Origin of the sequence: Jeotgalibacillus alimentarius, assembly GCF_000829445.1 — a bacterium.
Taxonomy (GTDB): Bacteria; Bacillota; Bacilli; order Bacillales; family Jeotgalibacillaceae; genus Jeotgalibacillus; species Jeotgalibacillus alimentarius.
Window position 1 is genome coordinate 21017 of record NZ_JXRQ01000025.1, and the last position, 23062, is coordinate 44078.

General features: G+C 44.1%; 25 protein-coding genes and 1 riboswitch. Of the genes, 4 read left to right on the forward strand and 21 right to left on the reverse strand.

Annotated elements, in window-relative coordinates; genetic code table 11:
* Positions 1 to 124: 124 nt before the first annotated feature.
* Positions 125 to 1489, forward strand: coding sequence for a branched-chain amino acid transport system II carrier protein (brnQ, locus tag KP77_RS12800; protein ID WP_041123125.1), 1365 nt, complete (start codon positions 125 to 127; stop codon positions 1487 to 1489).
* 144 nt (positions 1490 to 1633) lie between these two features.
* On the opposite strand, the gene sufB is transcribed toward brnQ, so the two are convergent.
* The 19 genes from sufB to KP77_RS12890 form a co-directional block, all read right to left on the reverse strand.
* Positions 1634 to 3031, reverse strand: a complete 1398-nt coding sequence (gene sufB, locus KP77_RS12805) for a Fe-S cluster assembly protein SufB (RefSeq protein ID WP_041123126.1) — start codon at positions 3029 to 3031, stop codon at positions 1634 to 1636.
* A 26-nt stretch (positions 3032 to 3057) separates the two neighbouring features.
* Positions 3058 to 3492: a Fe-S cluster assembly sulfur transfer protein SufU gene (gene sufU, locus KP77_RS12810; RefSeq protein ID WP_039810760.1), complete on the reverse strand. Its 435-nt coding sequence runs from the start codon at positions 3490 to 3492 to the stop codon at positions 3058 to 3060.
* Positions 3482 to 4711, reverse strand: coding sequence for a cysteine desulfurase (locus KP77_RS12815; RefSeq protein WP_041123127.1), 1230 nt, complete (start codon positions 4709 to 4711; stop codon positions 3482 to 3484). Before KP77_RS12815 ends, sufU begins: the two co-directional genes overlap by 11 nt.
* Positions 4708 to 6018 (reverse strand): Fe-S cluster assembly protein SufD, encoded by a 1311-nt coding sequence (gene sufD / locus KP77_RS12820; RefSeq protein ID WP_041123128.1) that lies wholly within the window; start codon positions 6016 to 6018, stop codon positions 4708 to 4710. The genes KP77_RS12815 and sufD overlap by 4 nt, the downstream gene beginning before the upstream one ends.
* A 17-nt stretch (positions 6019 to 6035) precedes the next feature.
* Positions 6036 to 6818 carry a Fe-S cluster assembly ATPase SufC gene (gene sufC / locus KP77_RS12825; RefSeq protein WP_039810768.1) on the reverse strand — a complete coding sequence of 261 codons (783 nt, stop codon included), beginning with the start codon at positions 6816 to 6818 and terminating at the stop codon, positions 6036 to 6038.
* A gap of 169 nt (positions 6819 to 6987) precedes the next feature.
* On the reverse strand, positions 6988 to 7134 hold the full coding sequence (locus KP77_RS18280) for a hypothetical protein (protein WP_162483903.1): 147 nt from the start codon (positions 7132 to 7134) through the stop codon (positions 6988 to 6990).
* A 448-nt stretch (positions 7135 to 7582) separates the two neighbouring features.
* A complete protein-coding gene (locus KP77_RS12830; protein ID WP_041123129.1) occupies positions 7583 to 8434 on the reverse strand; it encodes a MetQ/NlpA family ABC transporter substrate-binding protein in 852 nt (283 codons plus the stop codon).
* 44 nt (positions 8435 to 8478) lie between these two features.
* Positions 8479 to 9147, reverse strand: coding sequence for a methionine ABC transporter permease (locus tag KP77_RS12835; RefSeq protein WP_041123130.1), 669 nt, complete (start codon positions 9145 to 9147; stop codon positions 8479 to 8481).
* The gene (locus tag KP77_RS12840) at positions 9140 to 10165 is read right to left on the reverse strand and encodes a methionine ABC transporter ATP-binding protein (RefSeq protein WP_041123131.1); all 1026 of its coding nucleotides are present in this window, start codon (positions 10163 to 10165) and stop codon (positions 9140 to 9142) included. Before KP77_RS12840 ends, KP77_RS12835 begins: the two co-directional genes overlap by 8 nt.
* Before the next feature lie 194 nt (positions 10166 to 10359).
* Positions 10360 to 10463, reverse strand: a riboswitch (SAM riboswitch).
* A gap of 95 nt (positions 10464 to 10558) precedes the next feature.
* A complete protein-coding gene (locus KP77_RS12845) occupies positions 10559 to 10888 on the reverse strand; it encodes a thioredoxin family protein (protein WP_327063125.1) in 330 nt (109 codons plus the stop codon).
* Complete coding sequence (locus KP77_RS12850) at positions 10888 to 11244, reverse strand: toprim domain-containing protein (RefSeq protein ID WP_041123132.1); 357 nt, start codon at positions 11242 to 11244, stop codon at positions 10888 to 10890. The genes KP77_RS12845 and KP77_RS12850 overlap by 1 nt, the downstream gene beginning before the upstream one ends.
* Before the next feature lie 331 nt (positions 11245 to 11575).
* Entirely contained in the window at positions 11576 to 11959 is a 384-nt protein-coding gene (gene gcvH / locus KP77_RS12855) for a glycine cleavage system protein GcvH (protein ID WP_041123133.1), read from the reverse strand.
* A gap of 84 nt (positions 11960 to 12043) precedes the next feature.
* Positions 12044 to 12403, reverse strand: coding sequence for an arsenate reductase family protein (locus KP77_RS12860; RefSeq protein WP_041123134.1), 360 nt, complete (start codon positions 12401 to 12403; stop codon positions 12044 to 12046).
* A gap of 15 nt (positions 12404 to 12418) precedes the next feature.
* Positions 12419 to 12721 carry an ArsR/SmtB family transcription factor gene (locus KP77_RS12865; RefSeq protein ID WP_041123135.1) on the reverse strand — a complete coding sequence of 101 codons (303 nt, stop codon included), beginning with the start codon at positions 12719 to 12721 and terminating at the stop codon, positions 12419 to 12421.
* Between the two features lie 25 nt (positions 12722 to 12746).
* Positions 12747 to 13517 (reverse strand): SDR family NAD(P)-dependent oxidoreductase, encoded by a 771-nt coding sequence (locus KP77_RS12870; RefSeq protein WP_041123136.1) that lies wholly within the window; start codon positions 13515 to 13517, stop codon positions 12747 to 12749.
* 250 nt (positions 13518 to 13767) lie between these two features.
* The gene (locus KP77_RS12875) at positions 13768 to 15552 is read right to left on the reverse strand and encodes an acyl-CoA dehydrogenase family protein (protein ID WP_041123137.1); all 1785 of its coding nucleotides are present in this window, start codon (positions 15550 to 15552) and stop codon (positions 13768 to 13770) included.
* 182 nt (positions 15553 to 15734) lie between these two features.
* A complete protein-coding gene (locus KP77_RS12880; RefSeq protein ID WP_041123138.1) occupies positions 15735 to 16913 on the reverse strand; it encodes an acetyl-CoA C-acetyltransferase in 1179 nt (392 codons plus the stop codon).
* A 202-nt stretch (positions 16914 to 17115) separates the two neighbouring features.
* Entirely contained in the window at positions 17116 to 19494 is a 2379-nt protein-coding gene (locus KP77_RS12885) for a 3-hydroxyacyl-CoA dehydrogenase/enoyl-CoA hydratase family protein (RefSeq protein ID WP_041123139.1), read from the reverse strand.
* Positions 19495 to 19727: 233 nt separating this feature from the next.
* Complete coding sequence (locus KP77_RS12890; RefSeq protein ID WP_041123140.1) at positions 19728 to 20645, reverse strand: proline dehydrogenase family protein; 918 nt, start codon at positions 20643 to 20645, stop codon at positions 19728 to 19730.
* Between the two features lie 177 nt (positions 20646 to 20822).
* Between KP77_RS12890 and KP77_RS12895 the strand changes: the two genes are divergently transcribed.
* Together KP77_RS12895 and KP77_RS12900 are read left to right on the forward strand one after the other, a co-directional pair.
* Positions 20823 to 21032: a hypothetical protein gene (locus KP77_RS12895; RefSeq protein ID WP_235420717.1), complete on the forward strand. Its 210-nt coding sequence runs from the start codon at positions 20823 to 20825 to the stop codon at positions 21030 to 21032.
* Positions 21033 to 21051: 19 nt separating this feature from the next.
* A complete protein-coding gene (locus tag KP77_RS12900) occupies positions 21052 to 21342 on the forward strand; it encodes a spore coat protein (protein ID WP_041123142.1) in 291 nt (96 codons plus the stop codon).
* A 46-nt stretch (positions 21343 to 21388) separates the two neighbouring features.
* On the opposite strand, the gene KP77_RS12905 is transcribed toward KP77_RS12900, so the two are convergent.
* A complete protein-coding gene (locus KP77_RS12905; RefSeq protein ID WP_041123143.1) occupies positions 21389 to 21643 on the reverse strand; it encodes a DUF2573 family protein in 255 nt (84 codons plus the stop codon).
* Positions 21644 to 21742: 99 nt separating this feature from the next.
* Entirely contained in the window at positions 21743 to 22564 is an 822-nt protein-coding gene (locus KP77_RS12910) for an ABC transporter ATP-binding protein (protein WP_041123144.1), read from the reverse strand.
* A 167-nt stretch (positions 22565 to 22731) separates the two neighbouring features.
* Between KP77_RS12910 and KP77_RS12915 the strand changes: the two genes are divergently transcribed.
* A complete protein-coding gene (locus KP77_RS12915) occupies positions 22732 to 23049 on the forward strand; it encodes a thioredoxin family protein (RefSeq protein ID WP_041123145.1) in 318 nt (105 codons plus the stop codon).
* The last annotated feature ends 13 nt before the right edge of the window (positions 23050 to 23062 follow it).

Genomic DNA, 23062 nt, shown 5'->3' on the forward strand with positions numbered 1-23062 from the left:
AGAAGAAAGCGCTGACATGAATTTCGCTTCTGAAAATCGTAAAAATACTATTGTGTGCGTGTGACATTCTTGTTAGGATTACCTTTATTACAGCGAAGCGTTTATGCAAAGAAAGGACTACCTTATGCAACAGAAAATACCTTTTTCCACTTATTTAATCATTGGCACGATGTTATTTGGCTTGTTCTTCGGGGCAGGTAATCTGATCTTCCCGATTCAGCTTGGACAGCTTGCAGGTACCTCCTTCTGGCCCGCTCTGGCAGGTTTTCTTGTCACAGCAATCGGACTTCCGCTGCTTGGTATTCTCGCAATCGGGCTATCAGGCAGTAAAGGGCTTCATGACTTAGCGAGCCGTGTACATCCTTTATTCGGGACAGTATTTGCACTCATTCTTTATTTAACAATCGGACCGTTCTTTGCGATCCCGCGAACAGCTACAGTTCCTTATACTGTGGGATTTGAACCTTTTGTCAGTGCTGAGAACAGCGGGTTATGGCTTGCAGTGTTCAGCTTCATCTTCTTTGCAATTGTTTATGTATGTTCATTGAAGGCTGAAAAAGTCATGGATATTGTCGGTAAATACCTGACGCCGGTCTTCTTATTTTTCCTGTCTATTTTAATTATCACAGCTATTATTCAGCCGATGGGCAGTTTCGGGGCCCCTGCTGCTGATTATCAGTCACTGCCGTTTATGAGCGGCTTTCGTGAAGGCTATAATACAATGGACGCGCTCGGGGCACTGGCGTTTGGAATTATTGTGATCCACGCAATCAAAAACCTTGGCATCACTGATAAAAAAGTCATCGCAAGCACGACGTTAAAGTCCGGGCTGATTGCAACAGGATTGATGATGCTAATCTATGGACTGATCACTTATATGGGTGCAACGAGCACTGACGCGGTCGGTACATTTGAAAATGGCGGACTGACATTCGCTGCGGTTGCACAGCATTATTTCGGCCCATTTGGCGCGATTCTGCTCGCACTGATCATTGTCCTTGCCTGCGTGAAAACAAGTATTGGACTAATCATTGCCTGCAGTGAATTCTTCCATCAGCTTTACCCAAAAGTCAGCTATAAAACATTTGTATTGATGCTATCGCTGATGTCATTAATTATCGCAAACTTCGGCTTAACAAATATTATTCAGTACGCAGTACCTGTACTCATGTTCCTATACCCGCTCGCGATTGTACTGATTCTGCTTGGCCTGACGTCAAATCTGTTCGGTCATAAAAGAAGCATCTATGCTGGCGCCATGTTCCTGACATTCTTCGTCAGCCTGATCGACGGTTATAACGCTTTAACAGGTACACTTCCTGCAGTATCAAATGGTGCGCTTGACGCTGTGACTGAGTTTTATGTCAGTTACCTTCCTCTATATGAAATTGGACTTGGGTGGATGTTGCCTGCTTTAGTTGGTGCAGCAATTGGTTTTATATGGAGATCTACACCTGCTGAGAAGGTTACGGAGGATTTGTCTTATTAATATATTAGCTGGACCTTGGAGTGCTGGACGAAGACTCCCGCCCGGGTGCAGGAAGGCGCAGTCCTGCACGGAAAGGTCCAGCGGTTCGGTGAAAAATAAAAGCATAAAAAAACCCGCACTTTCAAAGTACGGGTTTTTGTCATATTAACCGATAGAACCTTCCATTTCAAACTTAATCAGGCGGTTCATCTCTACTGCATATTCCATCGGAAGCTCTTTCGTGAATGGCTCAATGAAGCCCATTACGATCATTTCAGTTGCTTCCTCTTCAGAAATTCCGCGGCTCATCAGATAGAATAACTGCTCTTCAGAAACCTTCGACACTTTCGCTTCGTGCTCAAGTGAAATGTTATCGTTCAGAATTTCGTTGTATGGAATTGTATCAGATGTTGATTCGTTATCCATAATCAGCGTATCGCACTCAATGTTAGAGCGTGCACCGTGGGCTTTACGTCCAAAGTGTACGATTCCGCGGTATGTTACTTTACCGCCCTGTTTTGAGATTGATTTCGATACGATTGTTGATGACGTGTTTGGTGCTAAGTGATGCATTTTAGCGCCTGCATCCTGGTGCTGACCTTTACCTGCAAGTGCGATTGACAGTGTCATACCACGTGCACCTTCACCGCGAAGGATGACTGCAGGGTACTTCATTGTCAGCTTAGAGCCGATGTTTCCATCCACCCATTCCATTGTTGCATTTGCATCACAGACTGCACGCTTCGTTACCAGGTTGAATACGTTATTCGCCCAGTTCTGAATTGTTGTGTAACGGCAGTACGCGTCTTTTTTGATAATGATTTCAACAACGGCACTGTGAAGAGAGTTCGTTGTGTAAACTGGTGCTGTACAACCCTCAACGTAGTGTACGCTTGAGCCTTCATCAGCAATGATCAGTGTACGCTCGAACTGACCCATGTTTTCAGAGTTGATTCGGAAGTACGCCTGTAGTGGAGTATCAACTTTTACGCCCTTAGGAACGTAGATGAATGATCCACCTGACCATACTGCTGAGTTAAGTGCTGAGAACTTGTTATCTCCTGAAGGAATAACCGTTCCCCAGTGCTTTTTGAATAGTTCTTCGTTTTCTTTAAGTGCTGAATCAGTGTCCTTGAAGACGATACCCATTTCTTCAAGATCTTCTTTCATGTTGTGGTATACAACCTCTGATTCGTACTGTGCAGATACACCTGCAAGGTACTTCTGCTCAGCTTCAGGAATACCAAGCTTATCGAATGTACGCTTGATTTCCTCTGGAACCTCGTCCCAGCTGCGCTCGCTTTTCTCTGATGGCTTTACGTAGTACGTAATTTCATCAAAGTTCAATCCGCTTAAGTCACCGCCCCATTGAGGCATTGGCATGTTGTAGAATTGCTCAAGCGCCTTCAGACGGTAGTTCAGCATCCATTCAGGCTCTTCTTTCATACGTGAGATTTCTTCCACGATTTCACGCGTCAGACCACGCTTTGAACGGAAAATTGATACGTCTTTATCATGGAAGCCATACTTATAATCGCCAACTTCGGGCATTTTCTTAGCCATGATGATTCCTCCTTCTTTGTTTGCAGTTACTCAGACTGCTGGTCAATCCCCTTCTCCATTGCTTTCCAGGAAAGTGTTGCACATTTAATACGGGCAGGGAATTTTGCCACTCCCTGCAGTGCTTCAATATCACCAAGGTCAACTGAATCATCGTATTCTTTGCCAAGCATCATATCTGAAAAGATTTGAGAATATTTCAGTGCTTCATCAATTGGTTTACCTTTGATCACCTGAGTCATCATAGAGGCAGACGCCATTGAAATTGAGCACCCTTCACCATCGAACTTTGCTTCTTTTACAATTCCATCCTGCACGTCAAGTGTTAAATGGATTCTGTCACCGCATGTAGGATTGTTCATATCGACAGTTACGCTGTCTTCAATCTCACCTTTGTTACGCGGGTTTTTATAGTGATCCATAATCACCTGACGATACAGCTGATCTAAGTTATTAAAAGACATCGCTGAAATACTCCTTTGTTTTAACGAGTCCATTCACTAAACGGTCGATATCTTCTTCTGTGTTGTACAGGTAGAAGCTCGCACGTGCAGTTGAAGATACGTCCAGCCATTTCATCAGAGGCTGTGCACAGTGATGACCTGCACGGATCGCAATACCGTCCGCATCAAGCACTGTAGCGAGATCATGTGGGTGAACATCGTCAAGATTGAATGTCACAAGTCCTGCGCGCTGGCCCGGATCTTTAGGTCCGTAAATCGTTAAACCGTCGATCTCAGACATTTTCTCCATCGCATACGCAGCAAGGTGATGCTCATACTTTTCAATTTCATCGAGTCCGATTTCATTCAGAAAATCAATTGCGGCACCAAGACCGATCGCGCCTGCAATAATCGGTGTCCCGCCTTCAAATTTCCACGGAAGCTCTTTCCACGTGGAGTCCTGAAGACCGACAAAGTCAATCATCTCACCGCCGAATTCAACCGGCTCCATTGCATTCAGATGCTTTTTCTTACCATAAAGCACACCAATACCGGTCGGTCCGGCCATTTTGTGACCTGAGAATGCAAAGAAGTCACAGTCAAGGTCCTGTACGTCAACCTTCATATGCGGCGCAGCCTGTGCACCATCCACCATCATCACGGCACCATGTTCATGGGCGATCTGAGTGATTTCTTTAATCGGGTTCATTGTACCAAGAACATTTGACACCATCATGATTGAGACGATTTTTGTATTATCTGTAATCGTCTCGCGCACATCATCAAGTGACAGTGTGCCGTCTTCCTGAAGCGGTACATACTTAAGTGTTGCACCGGTTATTTTCGCCAGCTGCTGCCATGGGATAATGTTGCTGTGGTGCTCCATATGTGTGATGACGATTTCATCGCCTTCTTTCACATTGTCTGCACCATAGCTTTGTGCCACTGTATTAATGGCTGTTGTCGTACCGCGCATGAAGATCACTTCTTCATTTGACGCGGCGTTAATGAATTTACGAACTTTTTCTCGAGCTCCTTCATACCCGTCTGTCGCACGGGTTCCAAGCGTGTGTACACCGCGGTGCACGTTTGAGTTGTACCCTTTATAGTACTCGTCAAGCGCCCGGATCACAGACAGCGGTTTTTGAGAAGTAGCTGCGCTGTCCAGATAGACGAGCGGCTGACCATTTACTTCCTGGTCCAATATTGGAAACTGTCTGCGGATCTCTTGAATATTCATACATTCACTTTCCTTTCGATAACCTCTGTAAGCTGCTGCTTAACCCCTTCAATTGGAAGTTTGGTTACAACAGGTGCAAGGAATCCGTGGATCACAAGACGCTCTGCTTCCTGCTGGGAGATACCGCGGCTCATCAGATAGAACAGCTGCATCGGGTCTACACGTCCAACTGAAGCAGCGTGACCTGCTGTTACATCATCTTCATCAATCAGAAGAATCGGGTTAGCATCTCCACGTGCTTTCTCACTTAGCATGAGTACGCGTGATTCCTGCTCAGCGTTTGCTTTAGTTGCACCGTGTTCAATCTTACCGATTCCGTTAAAGATTGATGATGCAGCGTCTTTCATTACACCATGCTTTAAAATATAACCTTCTGAGTTTTTACCCCAGTGTCTGATATTCGTTGTAAAGTTCTGTTTTTGCTTCCCGCGGCCTACAACAACCATCTTTGTATCACCGTGAGAATTGTCACCGATCAGGTGTGTGATGTTTTCAGAGATTGTATCTCCATCATTCATCATACCAAGCGCCCACTCGATTTTAGCATCGCGAGCAGCTGTACCGCGGCGGTTTACGTAAGTAGTTGTACCTTCTGACAGGTTATCAACCGCACCGTATACAACGCGCGCGTTATCTTTTGCCACAACTTCTGTAATGATATTAGCAAGTGACTCACCGGCACCTTCAGTAGCCAGGTAAGATTCTACATAAGTCACTGCAGAATTTTCTTCAGCCACAACAAGTACGTGGTTGAAAAGTGCTGCATCAGCATTGTCGTGAACGTAAACTGCCTGAATCGGCTCTTCAAGTTCTACATTCTTTGGAATATAAAGGAATGCCCCGCCGTTCACAAGTGCTGCATGAAGTGAAGTCAGCTTATGCTCGTCCATCTGAACTGCATCTTTCATGAAATACTTTTCTACAAGCTCAGGGTGTTCCTTTGCTGCAGTTAAAATATCTGTGAAAATAACACCTTTACTCTTCAGGCTGTCAGACAGCTTCAGATAAGCTGGTGTGTTATTGCGTTGGATATAAAGGTTTTCCTGCTTTTCAGTATCTACAAGAGACTTCACTGATTCAGGAAGCTCTTCTAATGAAGCATACACTTCGCTATCTACAGTATGGCTTGCAAACTGTGTGAAATTCCATTTATCAATTTTCGTTTTATCCGGCTTCGGCAATGGCAGCTCTTCTGCTTTCGCAAGTGCGTCCAATCGAAGGGACGACAGCCAGCCAGGCTCGCCGTTCTTTTCTGAGAAAGCCTGCACCGCTTGCTGATCAACCGGCAATTTCATTTGTGTCGTCATATTCATCCTCCTATCAGTTACGCTTCTTGTCCTACAGTTTCGTCTTCAATACCAAGCTCCTGCTTGATCCAGTCATACCCTTCACTTTCAAGGCGCTGTGCAAGCTCAGGTCCGCCAGACTTAACAACGCGGCCCTGCATCATAACGTGTACGAAATCAGGCTCGATGTAGTTAAGAAGACGCTGATAGTGAGTAATAATCAGGCAGCCGAAATCTTCGCTGCGCATCTGATTGATCCCTTTTGATACAACTTTAAGTGCATCAATATCAAGACCAGAGTCAATCTCATCAAGAATACCGAATTCAGGCTTGATCATCATCAGCTGAAGAATTTCATTACGCTTCTTCTCCCCGCCTGAGAAACCTTCGTTCAGGTAACGCTGTGCCATATTCTGATCCATCTCAAGGAAGTCCATGTTTTTATCAAGTTCTTTGATGAATTTCATCAGAGAAATCTCCTGGCCTTCTTCACGGCGTGCATTGATTGCAGAACGAAGGAAGTCTGCGTTTGTCACACCAGTGATCTCACTTGGGTACTGCATTGCAAGGAATAGTCCTGCAAGTGCGCGCTCGTCAACTTCCATCTCAAGCACGTTCTCACCGTTCAGTAATACTTCACCTTTTGTTACTTCAAACTTAGGGTGTCCCATAATTGCAGAAGCAAGCGTTGATTTACCTGTTCCGTTAGGTCCCATAATAACGTGAATCTTACCGCTATCTAATTCAAGGTTTACACCTTTTAAAATTTCTTTGCCTTCGATCTCAACGTGCAGATCTTTAATCACTAAAGTTGAAGCCATTGTCTAATTACCTCCGTTTGTATATGAATTTGAAATGGAAGAACCATTCTCAATTTATTCTCATTCTAATCTTATAACAAATTAAAACTAGAATCAAATGACGTTGACCCTTGCCTTTACAATCAAAAAAGTCAGTGTAAGATACACTGACTTTTTCACTTCTCTACTATTATAAATGATTGATGACTTTACCTTCAAGTTCCTGGACTAAGTCCTGTGACTTTTTATAATCTTCTTCACGTTTCATTTCCACATTCATACGCACATCATGATCTCTCATATACGTTTCGTAACCAACTCCGTGCGAACTAAGCATCTGCTTCTCCATGTCAGTTGTAAAATCAACTTTAATCGGATGGATAATGAATCATTCCTTTTCGTTTTTTTGTCCGTGACTTAGTTTCCATATTTTTTCTAAAACTGTTTGCTAGTTGGTGTATTACCCGCTAGAAAACTTAATAAACACCCTATCATAATTTTTTCACTATTACAAATATTCATCTGAGGTGTGTAAGGGTTTACATTGTTTTAGTATCAAGGGATGAAAATTTTTAAAATAATTTTTATGAGGCTACTACATTTTGGTGGAGCATTCATTACATCTAAGTGGTGTTTCACTGCAGCTGCCGGCCTTCTTACTGCGACCAACCCGGGCGTATCTTACAGCTGCGCGCGAAAACACAACAGCTGCAAGCCAACATACTGCAACCAGGCCCGCACACTAAAAAACTGCCCAGTCATAGACTGAGCAGCTTCCTATCATATTATTCAGCATCTACAGGTACGACTGCGCCGCCCCATTCTTCAAGGATGAAGTCCTGGATTTCTTCAGACGTTAATACTTCAACTAGCTTCTGAACAGCTTCATTCTCTTCGTCACCGCTGTTCACCGCAATGACATTCACATATGGTGAATCTGAATCCTCAAGTGCAATTGAATCTTCAAGCGGGTTGATTCCTGCATCAATTGCATAGTTAGAGTTGATCAGAACAGCATCGCCTTCTCCGTTCTCATAAAGCTGAACAAGCAGTGCTGCTTCATAATCTGCTTCAAACTGAAGGTTCTTCGGATTTTCTACGATATCTGATACTTCTGCAGCTGTTTTTTCAACGTCAGGATCAAGTGTGATCAGGCCCTGTGCTTCTAGCATTGTCAGGATACGGCCGTGGTCAGCAACTGAATTACTCATCAGGATCTCAGCGCCGTCCGGCAGATCCTCAAGTGATTCATGCTCCTGAGAGTATACACCGATCGGTTCGATGTGGATACCGCCTGCATTGACAAAGTCAAAGTCAGTTTCAGGATCTGCAATTTGAGACTCAAGGTAAGGAATGTGCTGGAAATAGTTCGCATCAATTTCACCTGCATCGAGGTCCATATTTGGAAGAATATAATCTTGGTACGTCTCAATCTGAAGATCCACACCTTCTTCTTCAAGAAGCGGCTGCGCCTGTTCAAGAATTTCAGCGTGAGGTACGTTAGAAGCACCAACAGTCAGTTCAACCGGTTCGCCGTCTTCTCCTGATCCGATTCCTTCATCTGCACTATCTGAACCGCAAGCGGCTAATGCGAAAATACTTGTTACTGCGAATGTTCCTGCTACGAATTTTTTCATGTGTCATTCTCTCCTTTAAATGTGTTTGATATAGTGAGCTAAAATTAGCGTTTATCCAGTCTGTTCGTAAAGAAATCTCCGATAAATTGAATGATGAATACAATAATCAGGATAATAATTGTTGCTGCGAGCGTCACGTCATCTCTGCTCCGCTGGAAGCCGTCAAGGAATGCCAGGTTGCCGAGTCCGCCTGCTCCGATTACCCCGGCCATTGCTGTGTAACCCACCAGCGCGATCGCTGTCACTGTAATACCTGAAATAAGGGCCGGCATTGATTCAGGTATCAATACCTTAAATACGATCGTACTTACTTTTGCACCCATTGAACGTGCGGCTTCAATGACACCTTTATCAATTTCACGCAGTGCAATCTCAACCATTCTTGCATAAAACGGTGCTGCTCCAATGATCAATGCAGGTAACGCGGCATCTGCTCCCCGGATTGTACCAAGGAGAGCTCTTGTAAATGGGATCAGCAGGACGATCAGGATGATAAATGGAATCGACCTGAAGATATTCACGACTGCTGTGGTCACCGCATAGACAATTTTATTTTCCCAAAGGTTTCCTTTAGAAGTAAGAAATAATAGAAGGCCAAGAGCGATACCTAAAATAAATGTGATCACAACTGAAATGAGTGTCATATAAATGGTTTCGTATGTGGCTTCCCACATCACCGGCCATTCAACATTCGGAAAAATCTGCTCAATCATGTGTGATCACCTCCACTCCAACACTTGCTGCTTCCAGAAAGTCAATCGCCCGATCCAGTTCATCCTGCTTACCATGTAAATGAATAAAAAGTGAACCGTACGCACCGTTTTGAGTCTGTGAAATCTTCCCCTGTAAAATATTCACCTGAAGGTCGAATGAGCGAATCAGATTTGTAATGACAGGCTGCTCAGCTGACTCCCCGACAAAGGAAAGCTTGATCACTCTGCCATCCTGGTATTCATTAATCAGCTGTTCGATCGTTTCTCTCGTTTCCTCCGGTTCAGTTACCTGCTGAACAAACCGTTTCGTGATTTGCTCTTTCGGCTGCTTGAACACTTCAAGTACATCGCCAAGTTCGACGACTTTACCGCCTTCCATTACTGCAACGCGGTGACAGATCTTTCTGATGACGTGCATTTCATGCGTGATCAGGACGATTGTCAGTCCCAGGCGCTTGTTAATATCTACAAGCAGTTCAAGGATCGAGTCTGTTGTCTGAGGGTCAAGCGCTGACGTTGCCTCGTCACAAAGCAGCACTTCAGGGTCATTTGCCAGTGCTCTTGCAATCCCTACTCTCTGCTTCTGCCCACCGCTGAGCTGAGCCGGATAAGCATCGCCGCGTCCTTCAAGACCAACCAGCTCAATCAATTCATTCACTCTCTTTTGCCTCTCCTGTTTTGGCACACCGGCAATTTCTAGAGGGAAGGAAATATTTTCGCTCACAGTCCGTGACCAGAGCAGATTAAAATGCTGGAAAATCATGCTGATTTTCTGTCTTGCTTTTCTTAAGTCTCCGCCTTTGATAGACGAGATCAGCTTACCGTTAATATCTACTTTTCCTTCTGATGGCTGTTCAAGACCGTTCAGCATCCGGATCAGCGTACTTTTACCGGCGCCGCTGTATCCGATCACACCGAAGATCTCGCCTTCTTTTATTTTCAAATTAACTTTATCGACTGCTGTCAGCGAGCCGGTTTTTGTTTTAAATACTTTTTTTACATCTGAGATGGTTATCATGCCATCACCTACTTTCGTTTATTAACTTATTATCCCGTTAAAGCAGCAGAATAGAAAAGTACAGCTGTTTTGAAGAGGGATACCTTTTATCTCTGGAGAATCTGACTGGTGATTTCCCCTCCAGCTTAGCTTATAAAAAACAAAAACGCCTTTCTGCGTGATGAGCAGAAAGGCGTCCAAAATTAAACGGCTTTCTCTCATCTTCCAGATAATTAACCTGGGTGACTTGGCACCTTTCCAGTAAACTGTCGGTTGCCGGGCTTCATAGGGCACTTCCCTCCGCCGCTCTTGATAAGAGTTTTGCGTATTAAGTTAGTAGTCATTAAGAGTACGAGACAAATCGTATCATGATCTTAAATTTACTGTCAACGAATTTTTTTCAAAATTGCACATTTACTTTCGTGCAGGCTCCTGTGACAGTTGGCCGAATGCTTCAAAGATCGTTGGCACTGATTCGAATTTATAGATTTTTTCTACCATTTGCCCATCCTTGAAGAGAAGCAGACATGGTACGCTTTCAATTTTATATTTCTCTGCCAGCGGCTCAACATAATTCAGATCCGCCTTCCCGATATCCGTATCCGTTACAGCCGCTGCTGTGACTTCAAGCATTTTACCGGCCAGCTTACATGTACCGCACATTGGCGTGTACAGATACATCGCTGATTGTTTACCTGATTCAAGTCTTTGATCAAGGTCTTTGATCGTCCATTCATTTATCATTAAAGATTCATCCTTTTTTCAAGAAACTCTGTGTAAATATCTATATTTGCACCTGCAAGTATAACAGCAAGATGCTGCTCAGGCGCTGTTGCTACTTCCCTGTATGCTCTGTCAATATAAAGATGATCCGCTTCAGGCATTTCTCTTTTGAACTGCTTGCGGAGTTTTTCTCCTGCATCATCAGCATCTACAAGGACATATACATCTTTTTCGTACAGTTCATCAATCAGTTCATCCATCTTAGTCAGACTGATTGTGCCGTTTGTACAAATGATATCTACGGGTTCTCTGATGATCGGCTGTACTTTCCGTTTATCAGATTTCCCTTCAACAATAATTACTTTTTTGCACTCCATTCCATCACACCCTCACCTAAGGATCTCACGGCTTTCTAACATGGTATGCTGCTGATTTAATTGTCGCCTGTACTCCTGAGAAATGCAAGTAAATGAGATTCTAAATTGCTGCTCTGGATGCGGCCGGTTGGGTGATGACTGCAGTCGGTTCGGCTCTCACTGCAGTAAGCGCAGGTTTTACTGCAGTCAACCCAGGTGTATCCTACAGTCAGCAGGCAAAATACTACAACCAGAACAGAACACACAACAACCAAAACGAAAAACACTGCAACTGGCTCATCACAATTCCCTAACAAAAAGCCGCCCACCAAAAAGGTGAACGGCTCAAGAATCAGTCTTCGTCAGTCATTTTGTCATATGCTTCAGCATCCATCAGTTCATCAACCTCTGACTCATCAGAAAGTTCAACGACTACCATCCATGCTTTTTCATATGGTGATTCGTTTACGTACTCAGGGCTGTCTTCAAGGTCTTCATTCACCTCTACAACTTTACCGCTGACTGGTGCATAAAGCTCTGATACCGTTTTTACAGACTCAACGCTGCCAAATGGCTCGTCTGATGTAAGCTCGTCTCCAACTTCCGGAAGCTCAACGAATACGATATCGCCAAGTTCAGATTGTGCGAACTCAGTGATTCCGATTCGTGCTTTACCATCTTCAACTTTTACCCATTCGTGCTCTTCTGAATAACGCAATTCTTTTGGTGAACTCATGTACTTTCCCTCCGCATACGAATTGATTACTATACTACTTCATATTGGCATAACAGGTGCCCGAAAACAAGAATTGTTTACGAATTAGCCCAGCCATTTTTCTTCAAATTCAGGTTCCTTAAATCCAACTGTTACATTTTCACCGTCAGTCGTCAGCGGACGCTTGATCAGCTTACCATCTGAAGCCAGTAGTTCAAGCTTTTCATCATCTGACATTTCCGGCAGTTTGTCTTTCAGTCCAAGCTCGCGGTACTTGACGCCGCTTGTATTAAAGAACTTTTTCAGCTCAAGACCGCTTTTTTTATGTAGCGTCTCCAGCTCTTCTTTTGAAGGTGGTGAGTCAATCAGGTGAATTTCCTCGTAAGAAACCTCCTGCTGATCAAGCCACTTTTTCGCTTTACGGCATGTGCCGCATTTTGGGTATGAGTAAAAAGTAATTGCCATGTTGATTTCCTCCTTTTAATAACAGCGATCTTCAACTGTGATAATTAAATGCTTTAATTGCGCCAGCGCTCCTTCAAGCGCAAGCGAGTAGTTCCGCTGCGTGCCAAACTGCTCCATTTTCAAAATACCCTGTTCTCTCAGGATTTTCAAATGGTGTGACACAGCCGGGCGTGATAATGGAAGTTTTTCCGTCAGTTCATTCACTGTCATGGAGTCTGTATCTGAAAGCATCAGCACAATATCCTGCCGATACGGATCACTTAATGCCTGGAATAATGGAATGCAATCCCGGAACGCCTTTTCTGCCTGCTCCCCCATTGGTGTCACCTCGATTCTGCAACTATTATACCCGCTCCTGCGTTTTTCTCACAATCCCTGCTGCAGCAGACCTTGGAATCAGACGGCTCGCGCGTGACTGAAGCTTGTTCATGCCACCTGGGATAATCTGTTTTTTACCATTCATGAATTCGATATACGCAATTTTAGCAACTGCCTGCGGTTTCATTGTTCCACCTTTAAACAGTTTTGACTCATTCAGCTCAGCCTGATCTTTAAATCCTGTGCTGGTAGGTCCGGGATAGAGGCCTGACACCTGCACGCCAAAGTCTGCCCATTCATTATCAAGCGCTTCTGTCAGTGATTTTACATATGCCTTTGAAGCATAATATACAGCCATCAGTGGCCCAGGGAAAAAAGCTGCTGTTGAAGCGACATTCAAGATTTTCCCCTGACCTGCATCAACCATTTTGATGCCAAATAACTTCGTCAGTTCAGTCAGAGATGTGATGTTCAGTTGAATCATTTCCTGCTCTTTTTGCAGATCAGTCTTGTGAAATTCGCCGAACAGGCCAACCCCTGCATTGTTGATCAGGATGTCTACAGACAGATCCTGCGCTGTTATCTCGTCATAAAGTTTTTGAGCAGAACCTGATTCAGATAGATCGCTTTTAAAAACATGCACCTGAATCGTGTATTTATCAGCCAGCTCTGCTGCTAAATCCTTCAGCTTATCCTCACTTCTTGCTGCAAGGATCAGGTTATAACCATTTTCAGCATAAAGCTTTGCAAACTCTTTCCCAATCCCGCCGGATGCACCTGTAATCAATACACTCATGATAAAACACCCTTTCTGTTTATATGTTTAAACATTTAAACATATAGTAAAGGCTTGTTCCGCTAAAGTCAATTAATGATGCTTTCTGCATACTAAGAAACCGCCTGGTTCACAGACGGTTTCTGTTTTACATATTGGAAAACTTTTAACTAAAACAGCTAATGGTTGTAGTGGGGGACGGAGACTCCCGCCCCGGGGGCAGGAAAGCGCAGTCCCCCACGGAAACCATTAACGGCTTTTAAAGGTAAAATTAAACGACAAATTTTTCAGCGTCGATCAGCTTGGCAGCTGCTTCACGCTTAACCGGAATCAGGTTAACCGGTGTGAAACGTGTGAACTTGCGCAGTGCAGAAAGCATCATGCGAAGTGAATCTCCGCTTTCAGCAGCAATCAGTGTTTCTTTTGCATGCTGTTCAATCTCATTGAAAGCTTCCTGACAGAAGATCTGTGTATAAAGAACCTTCTGCTGGTTCTTCTCAAGGCCTGACTTTTCAACTGCCTTTTGTGTACGAAGCAGTGAAGATTCCATCGCATAGGCAAGTGAAACGATATCAGCAATATTCACTAGCACTTCCTGTTCTGCTTCAAGTGCTTTACCGTATTTCTGTGCAGCAAGACCGGCAGCAAGCAAACCGATTTTCTTTGCGTTTTTCACAAGATATTCTTCCTGCTTCAATGGCTCATCACTGATCTCTTCAGGCATCATTGACATTAATTCTTCCTGAAGCGCCTGTGCTTTCTGAAGAAGTGGCAGTTCACCTTTCATTGCTTTACGCAGGTAAGTGCCAGGCACTAACAGACGGTTAATTTCATTTGTTCCTTCAAAGATACGGTTGATACGTGAATCGCGGTAGATACGCTCTACTTCATATTCCTGCATGAATCCGTAACCGCCGTGAAGCTGTACTGCCTCATCAGCAATATAATCAAGTGACTCTGTACCGAATACTTTGTTCAGTGAACACTCGATTGCGTATTCAGCAATTGATTTCGCCACTTCTTTACCGTCTTTGATTTCTTCATCAGACAGCTGGCTCATACGGTCTTCGAACAGACCAACTGTACGGTATACTGAACTTTCTGTTGCATATAGCTTTGCACCCATTGTAGCAAGCTTTTCTTTAGTTAGGTTAAAGCTTGAGATCGGCGTGTTGAATTGCTTACGCTCGTTCGTATATTTTACAGCAAGCTCAAGCGCACGCTTAGAAGCTCCTACTGTACCTACTCCAAGCTTGTAACGGCCAATGTTCAGGATGTTAAATGCAATCACGTGGCCTTTGCCAGCTTCACCAAGAAGGTTTTCAACCGGAACTTCAGCATCTTCAAGGATCAGCGTACGAGTTGAAGAACTCTTAATCCCCATCTTCTTCTCTTCAGCACCGACAGAAACGCCATTGAAATCGCGCTCTACGATAAATGTAGAGAAATGCTCGCCGTCGATTTTTGCATAGACAACAAATACATCAGCAAATCCGGCATTTGTGATCCACTGTTTTTCACCGTTTAGTACATAGTGAGTGCCTGCTTCATTTAACTTAGCAGTCGTTTTCGCACCAAGTGCATCAGAACCCGAACCTGGCTCAGTCAGAGCGTATGCAGCAATTTTCTCACCTGTTGCAAGTAGTGGCAGATACTTCTGCTTCTGATCTTCGTTACCGAAAAGAACGATTGGCAGAGACCCGATTCCAACGTGTGCACCGTGAGTGATTGAGAAACCGCCCGCGCGTGACATTTTTTCAGCGATCAGCGCTGAGCTGACCTTATCAAGTCCAAGGCCGCCGTACTCTTCAGGTACGTCTGCTCCAAGAAGACCAAGATCCCCTGCTTTTTTAAGAAGCTTAACTGAACGGTCGAATTCATGATTTTCAATGTGCTCTACTTCAGGAACAACTTCATTGATCACGTAGTCCTCAGTTGTTTTGGCGATCATTTTCTGTTCGTCTGTGTAATCCTCCGGTGTGAATACGTTTGCTGCTTCAACATCCTCAATTAGAAAGCTGCCGCCTTTTACCAATGCTTTTGTTTCGTTTGACATGAAAAATTCCTCCTTTGTTTGTTGTGCTTTATGAACGCTGTTCCTTTCGCTCCAGGCGGTGACTCCTGGACGATAAGTGGGAAGCTGAGACCCCGCAGCGCGAAGCGCGAGGAGGCTCAGCAACCACCGTCCGGAAAGCATCCGCCTGAAGCGGAATGAGCAGCCGGTCTATGGAAAGCTACTTAGTTAATCATTTCGAAGACGCCGGCTGCGCCCATTCCGCCGCCGATACACATTGTGACAACGCCGAATTGCTGCTGTCTGCGCTTAAGTTCATGCAGTAGTGACAGCGTCAGCTTTGCACCAGTACAGCCAAGCGGGTGGCCAAGTGCAATCGCACCGCCATTTACATTTACGATCTCTTCATTCAGTCCAAGCTGTCTGATAACCTGAATTGACTGTGAAGCAAAGGCTTCATTCAGCTCAAACAGATCAATATCAGAAAGTGAAAGTCCTGCAAGCTTCAGTGCTTTTGGAATCGCTTCTACAGGTCCGACACCCATAATCTCTGGTGGGACACCGCCAACAGCGAATGAACGGAATTTTGCGATTGGCTTCAGTCCTAGAGCTTCTGCTTTTTCGCGCTCCATCACCATCACTGCTGCAGCACCGTCACTTGTCTGTGAAGCGTTACCTGCTGTTACTGAACCAGTAGTTGAGAATGCTGGACGAAGCTTAGCAAGAGACTCTACTGACGAATCAGGGCGTACTCCTTCGTCTCTTGAGAATGTGAATGTTTCTTCTTTCATCTTGTGATCTTTTCCAATTGTACGACGCGTTACTTCAACCGGAACGATTTCTTCATCAAAGACACCGCCATTTACTGCTTTTGCAGCCTTCTGGTGACTTCTGACTGCGAATGCATCCTGATCTTCACGTGAGATGCCGTATTTCTTCGCTACTTCTTCTGCTGTGTGACCCATGCTCATATAGTATTCAGGCATGTCTTCAGCAATAGTTGAATTTGGACGGACTGTGTGACCCATCATCGGGACAAGACTCATTGATTCCGCTCCACCTGCAATGATTGTGTCAGCATGACCGAGCATAATACGCTCCGCACCGTAAGCGATTGACTGCAGTCCTGATGAACAGTAGCGGTTGATTGTGATAGCCGGTACCGTGTAATTCAGTCCTGCAAGTGCACCGATATTACGGGCCATGTTCATGCCCTGCTCTGCTTCAGGCATTGCACATCCGAAGATCAGGTCATCAATTTCACCGTCATAATTTCCTGCACGCTTTAATGTTTCTCTAACTGCCAGTGCGCCGAGGTCATCCGGGCGTACATGAGCTAGTGATCCTTTTTTTGCTTTACCGACCGGAGTTCTTGCTCCGGCAACAATTACTGCTTCACGCATTGTGCTCCCCCTTTAATGCTAATTCTTCTTAGCAGACCGTCGAACTGCGCTCCGGGCGGATGCTTTCCCCGGGGCCGGCGGTAAGCCTCCTCGCCGCTGTGCGCCTGCGGGGTCTTACCTGTCCGGCTGCTCCCGGTGGAGTCACCGCCCTACACTCCGTCCGACTAGATGATATTTTAATTAAACGTTTGCTGTTTTAATATTAATTACGCAGCGGCTTACCCTTTACGAGCATGTGCTGCATGCGCTGTTGTGATTTTGGCTGTTCGATCAGGCTGAGGAATGCTTCTCTTTCCAGCTGAAGCAGGTATTCTTCGTCTACTTCTGTGCCGTATGGAACTTTTCCGCCTGCAATGACATAAGCGAGTTTCTTCGCAATTTTCAAGTCATGTTCAGAAATAAAGCCTGACTGATACATCGATTGTGCTCCGAGCAGCAGTGTTGCATAGCCCGGTTCACCTGTAACAGGTACTTTTCTTTTTACAGGAGCTGTATAGTTTTCAGCCAGATGAAGAACTGCCTGTTTCGCGTCATAGATCAGGTGATCACCGTTGACGCTGATACCGTCTGACGCGCTAAGGAAGTTGTTATCTCTTGCTTCAGCAGCTGACGTTGACACTTTTGCCATCGCGATTGTTTCAAACACTTTGTTCGCTACCTTCTGAAGGTCGAAATCTACACCTTTTGGCAGGCTGTTATAGTAATTCAGATAAAGCTCCTTGTTTCCGCCGCCGCCAGGAATCAGCCCGACACCAACTTCAACAAGACCCATATATGTTTCAGCTGAAGCCTGGATATGATCAGCCGGCAGACAAACTTCTGTTCCGCCGCCAAGCGTCATGCCAAACGGTGCTGCAACAACCGGGAATGAGCTGTATTTCAGCTTCATCATCGCCTGCTGGAAATGTTTGACGACCATATCAATTTCAAAAATATTGTCATCCTGCGCTTCCATTAAAATCATCGCAAGGTTTGCACCGACACAGAAGTTTTTACCCTGGTTACCGATCACAAGCCCTTTATAGTTTTTAGAAACTTCATCTACTGCAAAATTGATCATCTGAGTAATATCCATACCGATCGCATTGTTCGGTGAAGTAAATTCAAGAAGTGCGACACCGTCACCCAGATCGATCAGGCTTGCACCAGCGTTCTTCTTAATCACGCCTTTCTTTTTCTTCAAACGCTTCAGATCGATCACTTTCTCATTCACTTCAACAGGCTGATATTCGCCATTGTGATAGAAGAACAGATCACCGTTTTCCTCTTTATAAAATGAGTCATGACCGTCTGCAATCATTTTTTCAACCCATTCAGGTACGGTATATCCTTCAGCCTTCAGGCGTTCAACTGATTTTGCTACGCCGATTGCATCCCATGTTTCAAATGGTCCTTTATCCCAGCCGAAGCCCCATTTCATCGCCTGATCAATATCTGTAATATTGTCTGCGATTTCACCTGTCAGCTCAGCTGAATAAACAAGTACCGGTGCAAGAATTGACCAAAGCAGCTCAGAAGCACGATCTTTTCCATATACAAGCGTCTTCATTTTTCCTGAGAAGCCTTTTTCCTGCTTCGCCATTTCAACAGATGCTGCTTTTAATTTGCCGCGCTCTTCATATTCAAGTGTTTCAGGATTTAACTGGAGAATTGCTTTTCCTTCTTTTTTGAAGAAGCCCTGGCCTGACTTACTTCCTAGCCAGCCTTTATCACGCATTTTCAGCATGAAGTCAGGTACTTCGAATACTTCTTTTTCCTGACCGTCAACCTGGTCATATACGTTTTTCGCCACGTGGATAAATGTATCAAGTCCAACAACATCCAGTGTTCTGAACGTTGCACTTTTCGGGCGTCCGATCAGCGGACCTGTAACAGAATCAACCTCACCTACGCTGTAACCGCCCTTCAGCATTTCTTTCACTGTGACTAACAGACCGTAAGTCCCGATTCTGTTGGCGATAAAGTTCGGTGTATCCTTCGCGAATACTACCCCTTTACCAAGCGTATCTTCTCCGAATGTTTTCATGAACTGAACAACTTCCGGATCCGTTGACTGTGCCGGAATCACTTCAAGTAACTTCAGGTAACGCGGCGGGTTGAAGAAGTGTGTGCCAAGGAAGTGCTTTTGAAAATCCTCAGATCTTCCTTCAGTCATTGCTTCTATTGAGATACCAGATGTATTTGAGCTGACAATACTGCCAGGCTTTCTATATTGATCTACTTTTTCAAATACCTTCTTTTTCACTTCAAGGTTCTCAACTACCACTTCAATAATCCAGTCAGCTTCTGCCAGCTGTTCCATATGGTCGTCAAGGTTACCGGCTGTAATGAGTGCTGCATTCGATTTTGAGGAAAGTGGTGCAGGTTTTTGTTTGAATAATTTCTGTACAGCTCCCTGGCTCAGGCGATTTCTCACCTGTGGGCTTTCAAGTGTCAGCCCTTTCGCCTGCTCTGCTTCTGTCAATTCACTTGGCACGATGTCAAGTAGAAGCGATGGGATACCGATATTTGCAAGGTGGGCTGCAATTCCCGAGCCCATAACACCAGAGCCGATCACTGCTGCTTTTTGAATATGTCTCATCTGTTAAAGATCCCCCTTTTAAACTGAATCCGTTTTTTTGAATGAATCCTCATTCATTTTACGGCAAAAAAATATAAGAAAATTCTCTACATTTCTATCTTAATAAAGTTTTCAGAATAAAGCAACAGAAAATTATAAGCGCTTTCATATGAATTTTTGAAAGTCTGATCGCATCTCAAAGAACCTGCTTCATAAGTAAAGACTGAGACAAATTTGTCCCAGCCTTTATCACGTTATTTACTGATAATCCCTTTCGCTACAAAAGCCACATTCTGAGGGCGTTCTGCCAGGCGGCGCATGAAATAGCCGTACCAGTCAGTACCAAACGGTGTATATACACGCATTTTATAGCCCTGCTTGTGAAGCTCTCTTTGGCGTTCTTCACGGATTCCATAAAGCATCTGGAATTCAAATTGATCCTTTGAGATTCCGTGTTCTTCAACCAGATTTAATGTATAGTCGATGATTGCGTCATCGTGTGTGGCAACTGCCGTATAGTTCCCGTTCAGCAGGTGCATCTTAATGATTTTCTTGAAGTTTTCATCCACATCTCTTTTTTCAGGGAATGCAACTTCCGGTGATTCTTTATAAGCACCTTTTACAAGACGGAGGTTTGGAGAATACTCATTGAGCATCTTGATATCCTCTTCAGTCCGGTAAAGGTAAGCCTGAATAACTGTTCCGATATTATTATATTCAGATTTGAGCTGTGTAAAGACTGCAAGTGTCTTGCCGCAGCGCTCGTAATCTTCCATATCAATTGTGACAAATACGTTATGTTCAGTCGCCGCATCCAGGATTCTTCTCATATTCTCAAGAACGATCTCTTCAGATAGATCGAGTCCGAGTGAGGTTAACTTTAATGAAAGCTCTGAATCAAGGTTATTGAGTCCGATCGCGCGGACTGCATCAATGCATAGGTCAGTGATTTCTCCTGCCTCCTGCTCGTTATCCACAAACTCACCAAGGCAATCAAGTGTGACACAAAGTCCTTCGTCATTCAGTTCTTTGATCGTCTCCACTGCCTGTTCAACTGTTTCACCTGCTACAAACCTGTTTGCACCAAACTTCAGACCATACTGTTTGGCTGCTTTCGTCATTGGCTTGTTAGAAGATAAAAATAAAAAGAAATCACGCATCACTTTTTCCATGATGACAAACCCCCTGAATCAAAAATTTGTAACCGCTTTCTATTTTTCTAAAATAAGAAATCCTTTAGCGGACTAGCATAATCTTATCATGACAAGTTTCATTTGAATACAAAAATCGACGCATAATCTTTCCAGTTCCTGCACATAGTAATCAGGATGAAAAAGGAGGCGAAAGTTATGATGCAGCAACAACTGTCGACAAAAGATCTTCTTTATCTGAAGGATGTGCTTGAATGGAATCTGATTGCTTCAAAGAAAGCTCATTTTGCGGCTTCCCAGTGCACCAACCCTCAGCTGAAATCAATTCTTGAAACATGCTGTACGACACACAAGAATCATTATGAAAAAACATCAGCATTTCTATCAGGGCAGCAGCAGGTCCAATAATCAGTAAGGAGGCATTCACATGCAGAACATTCAGCAAACCACGATGTCAGACAAAGATTGGGCAACTGATCTTCTTATACTGGAAAAACATATGACGCTCAGCTACAGCGTTGCAGCTAACGAAGCGAGTACAAACCAGCTGTTTCAATTCCTGCAATCGCTCCATGATGAGACAGGCAGACAGCAGCACAGCCTCTATTCATTCATGGAGCAGCAGAACTGGTACTCACCCGCGCAGGAAACACCTGCCAACATACAGCAAGCTGCCAGCCAGGCTCAGACAGATAAAAGCCAGCTTCCGGTCCATTAATGGAGATAAAAGCCGAAAAGTCCAGTGACTTTTCGGCTTTTGTTATTCAGATGTTATCGTCTTCTTTATTTTCTTCTCTTACTGCTTTATTTTTCTGCTGGATATCCCGTACAATGCGCTTCATTTCTTCTTTGCCTTCAGGATAGAGACTGTTCCAGTGACGGGCAAGTGCCGGCATTGTTTTAGCGATGTGATTATATAGCACATACATTTTAATTTCTTCAATTGATTGTTCAGATGTATCTCCTGTAAGGAGTTCTGCATACTTTTCAACCATTGCGTCCATCTTTTCATTTATCATTGTAATTATACCCCTTCCCTGTTTTTATGTAGATAATCGTATTATTCACAAATATCGATCATTCAATATAAAAACCGCCTTCAACAGACGGTTTTGTAGTTATGAGACTGCATCTGCAGTTTTTTTCGTTTGCTGTACAATGCAGCGGCCTCTGCCATGCGGGATACACAGCGGTGTACCGAATAGAGGATCCGTTGTGACCTGGCAGTTCATATCAAATACGTGTCTGACCATATCACAGCTGATCACTTCTTCAGGCTTCCCCTGCTTAAATACTTTGCGGTCTTTTACAGCAATTAGATTATGTGCATATCTGCACGCAAGATTTAAATCGTGAAGGACCATCACAATTGTGCGGTTTTCACGTTCGTTTAATTCAAATAACAGATCCAGAATTTCAATCTGGTGTGTCATATCAAGGTAAGTTGTCGGTTCATCAAGCAGGATCAGGTCTGTATCCTGTGCAAGTGTCATAGCGATCCATGCGCGCTGGCGCTGTCCGCCGGAGAGTTCATCAACGAATCTGTCCTGAAGCTCTGTCATACCAGTTGATGCGAGTGCTTTTTCAACGGCTTCCTCATCTTTTTTAGACCACTGTTTTAAGAAACCCTGATAAGGATATCTTCCCTGTTTAACAAGCTGAAGAACTGTAAGGCCTTCAGGCGCTACAGGTGACTGTGGTAAAATCGCCATTTCCTGTGCTACTTTCCGCGAAGAATATTTATTAATTTCTTTTCCGTTCAGCAGTACATCTCCGTCATGCGGTTTCAGCAGACGGGCCATCGAGCGCAGCAGTGTTGACTTTCCGCAGCCGTTCCCGCCGATCAGAACAGAAATTTCACCTTTTGGAATTGTCAGATCAAGCTCTTCTATTATAATGGAATCTCCATATCCAAGCGTTAATGATTGAGTTTTTAACATCTAATCCGATCTCCTTTAGCTTCCTTCGCAGACTTGAGTAATTGAGTTATCTTCAGTCTAGCTTCTTTTTCCCTATGAGTCAATGAGTTTGAGAATCATTATCATCAAATTTTATATTTTGCGTTTTGTGATAAAAACTCTTATCATCTCTTTATGGAGGGATGAACATGCAAGGAATTAAAAATAATGATCAATTCAAAGAAACAGTAAATAAAGATGAGCCGGTAATTGTAAAGTTTACTGCAGACTGGTGTCCTGATTGCCGCAGAATGGATATGTTTATTGACGACATCATGGATACTTACAATGAATACGGCTGGTACGAACTTAACCGTGACGAGCTGCCAGAAATTGCTGATGAGCAGGAAGTAATGGGGATTCCGAGTCTTCTTATTTTCCAAAACGGTGAAAAGAAAGCTCACCTTCATTCAGCAAATGCCAAAAGCCCTGAACAGGTAAAAGAGTTCTTAGACGCTCAAAAATAAGTCAGAGGAGAGG

What these genes read in the sequence shown, in the direction of transcription:
- KP77_RS12880 (WP_041123138.1), bottom strand. Translation starts at nt 16,913, where the DNA reads ATGCGTGAAGCAGTAATTGTTGCCGGAGCAAGAACTCCGGTCGGTAAA.
- KP77_RS18280 (WP_162483903.1), bottom strand. Translation starts at nt 7,134, where the DNA reads ATGCTTAGTTCGCACGGAGTTGGTTACGAAACGTATATGAGAGATCAT.
- KP77_RS12910 (WP_041123144.1), bottom strand. Translation starts at nt 22,564, where the DNA reads ATGTTAAAAACTCAATCATTAACGCTTGGATATGGAGATTCCATTATA.
- KP77_RS12885 (WP_041123139.1), bottom strand. Translation starts at nt 19,494, where the DNA reads ATGAGACATATTCAAAAAGCAGCAGTGATCGGCTCTGGTGTTATGGGC.
- KP77_RS12875 (WP_041123137.1), bottom strand. Translation starts at nt 15,552, where the DNA reads ATGTCAAACGAAACAAAAGCATTGGTAAAAGGCGGCAGCTTTCTAATT.
- sufC (WP_039810768.1), bottom strand. Translation starts at nt 6,818, where the DNA reads ATGGCTTCAACTTTAGTGATTAAAGATCTGCACGTTGAGATCGAAGGC.
- KP77_RS12915 (WP_041123145.1), top strand. Translation starts at nt 22,732, where the DNA reads ATGCAAGGAATTAAAAATAATGATCAATTCAAAGAAACAGTAAATAAA.
- gcvH (WP_041123133.1), bottom strand. Translation starts at nt 11,959, where the DNA reads ATGAGTTCACCAAAAGAATTGCGTTATTCAGAAGAGCACGAATGGGTA.
- sufU (WP_039810760.1), bottom strand. Translation starts at nt 3,492, where the DNA reads ATGTCTTTTAATAACTTAGATCAGCTGTATCGTCAGGTGATTATGGAT.
- KP77_RS12905 (WP_041123143.1), bottom strand. Translation starts at nt 21,643, where the DNA reads ATGATAAATGAAAAGATGGACGCAATGGTTGAAAAGTATGCAGAACTC.
- sufB (WP_041123126.1), bottom strand. Translation starts at nt 3,031, where the DNA reads ATGGCTAAGAAAATGCCCGAAGTTGGCGATTATAAGTATGGCTTCCAT.
- KP77_RS12900 (WP_041123142.1), top strand. Translation starts at nt 21,052, where the DNA reads ATGCAGAACATTCAGCAAACCACGATGTCAGACAAAGATTGGGCAACT.
- sufD (WP_041123128.1), bottom strand. Translation starts at nt 6,018, where the DNA reads ATGACGACACAAATGAAATTGCCGGTTGATCAGCAAGCGGTGCAGGCT.
- KP77_RS12835 (WP_041123130.1), bottom strand. Translation starts at nt 9,147, where the DNA reads ATGATTGAGCAGATTTTTCCGAATGTTGAATGGCCGGTGATGTGGGAA.
- KP77_RS12865 (WP_041123135.1), bottom strand. Translation starts at nt 12,721, where the DNA reads ATGGGGGAGCAGGCAGAAAAGGCGTTCCGGGATTGCATTCCATTATTC.
- KP77_RS12840 (WP_041123131.1), bottom strand. Translation starts at nt 10,165, where the DNA reads ATGATAACCATCTCAGATGTAAAAAAAGTATTTAAAACAAAAACCGGC.
- KP77_RS12890 (WP_041123140.1), bottom strand. Translation starts at nt 20,645, where the DNA reads ATGGAAAAAGTGATGCGTGATTTCTTTTTATTTTTATCTTCTAACAAG.
- KP77_RS12850 (WP_041123132.1), bottom strand. Translation starts at nt 11,244, where the DNA reads ATGGAGTGCAAAAAAGTAATTATTGTTGAAGGGAAATCTGATAAACGG.
- KP77_RS12870 (WP_041123136.1), bottom strand. Translation starts at nt 13,517, where the DNA reads ATGAGTGTATTGATTACAGGTGCATCCGGCGGGATTGGGAAAGAGTTT.
- KP77_RS12860 (WP_041123134.1), bottom strand. Translation starts at nt 12,403, where the DNA reads ATGGCAATTACTTTTTACTCATACCCAAAATGCGGCACATGCCGTAAA.
- brnQ (WP_041123125.1), top strand. Translation starts at nt 125, where the DNA reads ATGCAACAGAAAATACCTTTTTCCACTTATTTAATCATTGGCACGATG.
- KP77_RS12845 (WP_327063125.1), bottom strand. Translation starts at nt 10,888, where the DNA reads ATGATAAATGAATGGACGATCAAAGACCTTGATCAAAGACTTGAATCA.
- KP77_RS12895 (WP_235420717.1), top strand. Translation starts at nt 20,823, where the DNA reads ATGATGCAGCAACAACTGTCGACAAAAGATCTTCTTTATCTGAAGGAT.
- KP77_RS12830 (WP_041123129.1), bottom strand. Translation starts at nt 8,434, where the DNA reads ATGAAAAAATTCGTAGCAGGAACATTCGCAGTAACAAGTATTTTCGCA.
- KP77_RS12815 (WP_041123127.1), bottom strand. Translation starts at nt 4,711, where the DNA reads ATGAATATTCAAGAGATCCGCAGACAGTTTCCAATATTGGACCAGGAA.